The organism is Pararobbsia alpina (assembly GCF_902859895.1).
GTDB lineage: Bacteria > Pseudomonadota > Gammaproteobacteria > Burkholderiales > Burkholderiaceae > Pararobbsia > Pararobbsia alpina.
In genome coordinates this window covers 24304-30758 of the sequence record NZ_CADIKM010000047.1, presented here as the reverse complement: position 1 = coordinate 30758, position 6455 = coordinate 24304, and the positions used below count along the sequence as shown (strand labels likewise).

Below are 6455 nucleotides of genomic sequence, written 5' to 3'. Positions count from 1 at the left end.
GAACTTTGACATCCTCTTCCATGCTGTACACGTGTCCACTTAAGTTTGAAGTGGACACGATCGTCGCTGGTTCGATGCGCTTCGTTCAAGATGGGATTGCCGTGCGCTTACAGTCTTTGACAGTCTCAACGCGTTGCTCACAGACCACCTGTGGACAACCTTTGTATGACCGTGGGCGTTGACTGTATGGAATCTGGATAAGCTTCGAGAATTCGAACGGGAGTGAAAGTTGTTCCGCCTTGTCTGGACTTTTCAGGTGGCTATAACGAACCTATTCGTTTCGTAAGTTCTTGAGGCGGCTCCAATAGTCCCAGTTGTCCACAGCCACAGCGTCTGCTTACTATCTACTACTACGTATACATCTTAAGTCACTTATATAAAGAAGAGGACGCGGTGCGGCGAAAAGCTGTACGTGGAAATCTGGTCAGAGCCCGTCAGCAAGGTGTCGAAGAGGTATCAAATCTCTGACGTCGGGCTTCGCAAGATTTGCGTGAGCCAGGACATTCCAGTCCCGCCCATCGGCTATCAGGCAAAGCTTGCCGCCGGCAAGACCGTGAAAAAGCCATCGCTCCCGCCTACCAAGGGAGCGACAATTTACCGCCGCTCCGTCTTCAAAAACCCGCAGGACGACGTGCTGTCACTGCGCACTCAGGCTCGAATCGATGAAGACACCGCTCGTGCCCCAGAAGTGCCCGCCGTCGACGCGCCGCGATCGAACAGATAGAGCGCATCGAGGAATGCGGTCTGGCGCGTTCCGTGGGGTGCATCGAGCAGGTTCCCACGACCTATACCGCCGAATTGCACGCAGGGCCAATCTAAGTCGTCGGCGCAATCCAAGCGAACACGTCTTCCGGTCTCAGTATTCGACGTCTGTTACGGATTCCCTTAGCCCCACTGCCAAGTGAAGCCAAGGATCATTCGTGCGCCCCGTACTTAGTTATTGAACAGTCCAGTCTTTTGTGAAACATCTGACACGCTCATCGAATAACGCTTTACGACGTTTGATGAGTCGAACATCACGACCAGTTCTTTCTTTTTGCCGCTCGCGCTGCTGCCGAACAGGTTGACGATCGGGATGAAATCGACAGCATCGGCTGACACCTTCGAAAACTCGTAACGCCAGATCTCAAGTCCCCCGTCAGTAAATTCGGTCTTCGTCGGCGAGCCGAACAGTTCTTTGACTTGGTCTTTCGTGGTCTTTCCCTCGACAATTTTTGTCGAAACAGTGGCTTCCGATTCAGAGCGCAAGCTCTCGTTTCCCACGCCCGCACAGCCAGCAAGCACCAGTACCATTGCAAAAACAGCAATTTTCTTCACAACCGCTCCCCTAATCTCACTCGGTAAGTGCCCAGGCCTGTGTGACACCATAGCCCGTGTCTTCAATTGAAACCGTGCAACTTTGCGGTCCCTGACTTCGTTCTTGACGGCTCATTGAAGCCGTCGCTAATTGATAACGGGCGCTTGACGAAAAAATTGAGGTCCGTCGCAAAAAATATTACAAACTGACGCAGCTTGTAGGCACTTTTGAATGACTACGCTCAGTCAGAGAGCAATCTGTTTGAGCGCCCACCAGCGCACGAAACCGAGCCAAAATTTGGCACGATCGTGCTAGATACTAGCTCGATCGTGCTGAGCGTTCCGTGGCGCCGCGTAGCGTGAAGGTGTTTGTCGGCCGGTGGTGACGCGGGGCCAAGCGAGGCAGCGATCGGCGAAGACAGCGGCACCGACGCGCGGACCGCCCTGATGGAGATCGCCGACGCTGGGGACAAGGTATGACGCAAGCACATCGCACACTGTTTGCAAACAGGAGATGCAGAGCGCCACACCTTCAGGTTATCCAGTCGCCGAATTCATCAAAGAGCCTCTTATAAGAAGCGCATAAGCAACTCATCGCGTTATCGTGCTACATTTATGAGGCACAAGGAGTTGCCTCATGGATTGCACCCTGCAGATATTCCTGGAAGATCGCTGGGTTGACTGCGCGCAGATCGAACTCAACCGCGGCCTTTGCCAGTGGAATCATCTGGTTATGTACGCCGTCGAGCATTCGGGCGCCCCGCTATCACTGGCTGAGCCCGTAGATATGGACATCCGCGCGGCCCGGACCCTGCCTGCCTTCCTCTACGACCTCGTCCCGCAAGGAGCTGGCCGTCACTTCCTGCTGGGCGAACTGAGACTACCGGACGGCCCTGACGCGGACTTTCCGCTAATCTGCGCGGGCGCCTTCAATCCCGTTGGCCGAATCCGAATTGCCGAGGCAGTCGACTATTTTGAGAAGCACGTGGCGCAGCACCCGGCCGCGCGTGGCCTACCTGGCCTGACAATCGACGACGTCGTCGTGCGCAGCGCTGAATTCAAGGAAAGGATGTTCCTGCATGGGATGCTGGGCACCGGCACCACGGGGGTCCAGGGTGCTGCGCCGAAATACCTGCTAACCCGGGACCGAACAGGCCTGCTACACGGTGATGCTGTCCTTCCTGATGCCGACGCTACCCAGCATCTGATCGCGAAACTGCCGCGCGGGAATAGCGCGGCCGACGGCAAGGTCCTTCGCAACGAAGCGGCGTATATGCGGGTGGCCGCCACGCTTGGTATCCGCACACACGCGGATTTGCCGACCCTTCACGGAGACGTTCTGTTGGTCCCGCGCTTTGACCGGATCGCGCGCGACGGGAAAGTCGTGCGCCTCCATCAGGAAAGCGTGGCCTCTACCCTGGGGCTACCCGGCTTTGACCTGCGCCCGAGCCTCTTCGAGGTCGTGGCCGGGATCCGCAAGATTGTGACCGATCCATCAGCCGAAACGCTCGAATTCATCAAGAGGGACGTGCTCAATCTGGCGATGCGCAACACGGACAATCACGCGCGCAATACAGCCTTGCAGTTGGTCGAAGGCAAAGTCCGGCTCACGCCCCTGTTCGACTTCGCGCCGATGTACCTGGATCCCGAGTTGATTCCACGTGCGCTGAGGTGGTATCGGCCAGACACGCGGGTTGAGCTTACGGACTGGGCCGACGTCCTTGCGGCACTGCCTGTACCTGACCACGAGCGCCGAATGCTCGCCCTTGAATTGAGCCGCTTTGCCGTGCAGATCGAGCGCCTGCCCGACATCATGGAAGCGCGGGGCGTCGATCACGACATCATCGAGTTCCTGACGCCGTCCATTGATACGCAGACCCGACAACTGAAAGCCCTTCAACCGCCAGAGGCCCATCATGCCGCGTCGGAACCGACCTACCCGTGAAGAGCAGGAAGCTCTGCGCCGCGCTTTCTACGAAAGGATCGGCCAGGGCGACATGACCATTCCTGAGGTCATGAAAGCGATGCGCGAGATGACAGGCCTGACCCAGGCTGAATTCGCCGCGCACCGAAGCGTCAGCCGCCGGGTCATCCAGGACATCGAGCGCGGGACCGGGAATCCGACCGTCGACTCGCTCAACAGTGTTGCGAAGCTCTTTGGCCTGAAGGTCGGGTTCGTCCCGATCAGGCGGAAAGAACCCGTATTGCCGACCTCAAGCTAGCAACTATCAAATGGTGCCAGGAGATGTCCCGAAGCAAGCGCGTCTGCGCTTGCTCTACAGGGTGCCGACGTCCTTTCATCAACGATCATCGCAGCAGCAGGCGCAAAAAAAATGGCTGATACTTTGGTCCGAACACAGGTCAAGTCCGACGCGACCGTACGCCACCTATGACGCGGTGGTGCCTTAGACATAGACGCCTTCGACGAATATCTGGAGACCGAGTACCGTCGTTTGCTGATCTAGAGCAGGTCTCCTTTTCGTAAAGTTGCAAACTGAATTTCAAGAGACATTCTTGCGGAAGAGGAAATGCGAGACTAAGTTAGCACCTCACCGGGTGAGTGCCATGCTACAAGAAATCTCGCAGAAACTGATCGGTCATCGCGTCAAGGCGGCACGCGAGGCCACGGGCTGGACGCAAGATAGGCTCACCCGGGAATTGGCCTTAAATGACCGCCAGTCCGTGTCCGATATCGAGAACGGCAAGCGCATCCTGAAGCCGGAAGAGATGTTGGCGCTGTCCGATCTGGTGGACCGGGACATCGAGTTCTTCATCGATCTCTTCGCCGTCGCGGGAGAAGCTCAGTTCTCATGGCGTGCCGCACCTGAAGTGTCCCAAGAGTGCCTCGACCAGTTCGAACTCAAGGCGGGTCAATGGATCGGCCTGCTTCGCTGGTTTCGCGAACAACAGGACAGTCGTGCCAGTGCACTCAAACACTCGCTGCGGCTGTCTGCACAATCTTCCTTCGAGGATGCGCAGGCTCGCGCAGAGAGTCTTGCTAGCGAACTCCTCCTTGGTGTTATTCCGGCTGAAAGTCTGATCGACAAAATCGAGCGCGAACTAGACATCCCCGTTTTGTTCGTCGATACCGTGGTCACTGACGAAGGCCAGTCCATCTTGGGAGCGACCTGTCACCTCGAGCAGATGGGCGTTATCTTGATCAATCGTAACGAAACGGAAGCCCGACGTTTCTATGATCTTGCGCATGAACTCTTTCACGCCCTGACATGGGATGCGATGAAGCCGGATCATCGAGAATTGAACTCTGTCGAGGAACGTAGCAAGGGCAAGCGTGTCGAGCAACTAGCGAACAACTTTGCTGCTGCCCTGCTGATGCCGCGAGCATCGCTCGACAAGCTGATTGAGCCCACTCGTCTTGACGATATCACTCACCTTTGTGAAGTCGCGGCCCTGCTGCGGGTTGCGCCGGTAGCACTTGCCTGGCGACTGTTCAACCTCAAGCTCATCGATGATGACACCCGACGTCTCCTCATACGAGAGCGACAGCGCCCGTCAGCTTCGCCCCCTCCCAAACATTTTTCCCCAAGCTTCGTGAAGATGCTCCACGAAGCGCTGGAGAACGGAAGGCTATCTGCACGCAAAGCAGCCAAGACCATGGGGCTTGGCCTTGGTGAGTTAACTGATCTGTTCGCGCAGTACGACCTCACTGCCCCATTCGAGCTGTGAGGCGAGCGCAGCATGGCCAAAGCCCAAGTATTAGCGGACACCAAGGTCATCCTTGAAGCGTTCCGAACTGATTGTCGGAAGGCCATCAGCAACCACTTCGCCATCGAGACTGTCGTGAAGTGCGTCGAGGAAACGCTGACCGGAACCCTGGTAGTTGCCGTAATGCCTGGCACAAAGGAAAACGGCCGCTTGCGCGGCCGCCTCCTCTTTTGCGTCTTGGAGCCTAGCGTCCGTCCGAAGAGAGAGCAGCCAAGCCATGTAACCCAAGCGCTTACGCTACGATGGTAACACGCATGCTCAAACAGATCAAAACCAATACGGAGGGGACTCTAGCACGCATTCAGGCCCTTTCGTACCCGCGCCTGAGCAACTACCGCAGCTTCTTTGGTGCCGCAAATGACGCCGAAGCACTCGGTCTTTACAAGTGGAACGACGACCTGAGCGCCGTGCTGTTCCGCATCATTTCCCTGGTCGAGGTAGTTCTGCGCAACCAGTTTCATCATGCAATGAGCCTGCGCTATGGTACAGCCGGGGGCCATGGTTCCAGGGACTGGTACGCGCACGTGGCACTGGGTGCCCACTCCAAGTCCAAGATCATGGACATTACTCACTGCAGGCGAGGCCAGCGAATGCTACCCCGGGTGCCAGCGCCGTCACCCGACGATGTGGTGTCTGGCCTGACCTTCGGATTCTGGCCCCACCTTCTCGATTTGAAAAAGGACCTCCGCCATCAGGCGGTGAGTTGGGGCCATATCCTCGTCGACGTCTTGCCCGGCCATAGGCAACGCCAGATTACCTATTGGACTAAACCGAAGCATCGCGATGCCCTGTTTGCCCGGCTTGATCTATGTAATGCGCTGCGCAATCGCATCGCGCATCACGAGCCCATCTGGAAACTCGGCCCGCTTATGCGCGAAGGCCGGGCTCGCTCAGGCTCTCCGCTGAATATGCAGGCGTCAGCGCCCTCGACACCAGCCGACGCCTTAACTCGCTTGCGGCTGCTGTATTGCCGTGTGACCGAGTTGCTGGACTGGCTGTCGCCGGCCGTCGCGACCCATCACAGCACGAGCGAATTGCATCTGCGCTGCCTGAACCTGCTGCAACCCGAAACCCTTAGGACCTACCGGCAAGCGCTGCCACCTGCGGAAATCGACTTTGCGACCATCGCGAACATGCGCACACTGCGAAAAGCTTTACGCTATGCTGCCCGCCGCCGGCAACCTGTGCTCTTGAAGGATGGGCACCGCCAGGTCGGCTATTTGACCTGCGCGACACCTTGCACCGACTATCGTGCGGCAGGCGAAGCAGCAGGTATGTACGCAGTCTCGGAATCCGCGTGCATCGACATAGCTCGGCGTGCCGACAACGGACCATTTCGCACGCCCACACCGAAGAATTCGGAACGCGATTGAGCAACGCGCCCTAAGTCTCCCAATACAAAAACGGGCGGCACATCGTGCCGCCCGCAAACC

General features: G+C 57.4%; 6 protein-coding genes. 5 read left to right on the top strand and 1 reads right to left on the bottom strand.

From position 1 onward, the window contains the following. Nucleotides 1–412: 412 nt before the first annotated feature. Nucleotides 413–724, top strand: coding sequence for a hypothetical protein (locus HV670_RS25355; RefSeq protein WP_175107753.1), 312 nt, complete (start codon nucleotides 413–415; stop codon nucleotides 722–724). A 209-nt stretch (nucleotides 725–933) separates the two neighbouring features. Here HV670_RS25355 and HV670_RS25350 read toward each other — a convergent pair whose 3' ends face one another. Next, nucleotides 934–1317, bottom strand: coding sequence for a hypothetical protein (locus HV670_RS25350; RefSeq protein WP_217478518.1), 384 nt, complete (start codon nucleotides 1315–1317; stop codon nucleotides 934–936). A 616-nt stretch (nucleotides 1318–1933) separates the two neighbouring features. Here HV670_RS25350 and HV670_RS25345 point away from each other — a divergent pair. The 4 genes from HV670_RS25345 (at nucleotide 1934) to HV670_RS25330 (ending at nucleotide 6395) form a co-directional block, all read left to right on the top strand. After that, nucleotides 1934–3241 carry a type II toxin-antitoxin system HipA family toxin gene (locus HV670_RS25345; protein ID WP_246257941.1) on the top strand — a complete coding sequence of 436 codons (1308 nt, stop codon included), beginning with the start codon at nucleotides 1934–1936 and terminating at the stop codon, nucleotides 3239–3241. After that, complete coding sequence (locus tag HV670_RS25340) at nucleotides 3213–3518, top strand: helix-turn-helix domain-containing protein (protein ID WP_175107752.1); 306 nt, start codon at nucleotides 3213–3215, stop codon at nucleotides 3516–3518. Before HV670_RS25345 ends, HV670_RS25340 begins: the two co-directional genes overlap by 29 nt. A gap of 343 nt (nucleotides 3519–3861) precedes the next feature. After that, nucleotides 3862–4983: an XRE family transcriptional regulator gene (locus HV670_RS25335; RefSeq protein ID WP_175107751.1), complete on the top strand. Its 1122-nt coding sequence runs from the start codon at nucleotides 3862–3864 to the stop codon at nucleotides 4981–4983. Nucleotides 4984–5276: 293 nt separating this feature from the next. Beyond that, complete coding sequence (locus HV670_RS25330; protein ID WP_175107750.1) at nucleotides 5277–6395, top strand: Abi family protein; 1119 nt, start codon at nucleotides 5277–5279, stop codon at nucleotides 6393–6395. Nucleotides 6396–6455: the final 60 nt, after the last annotated feature.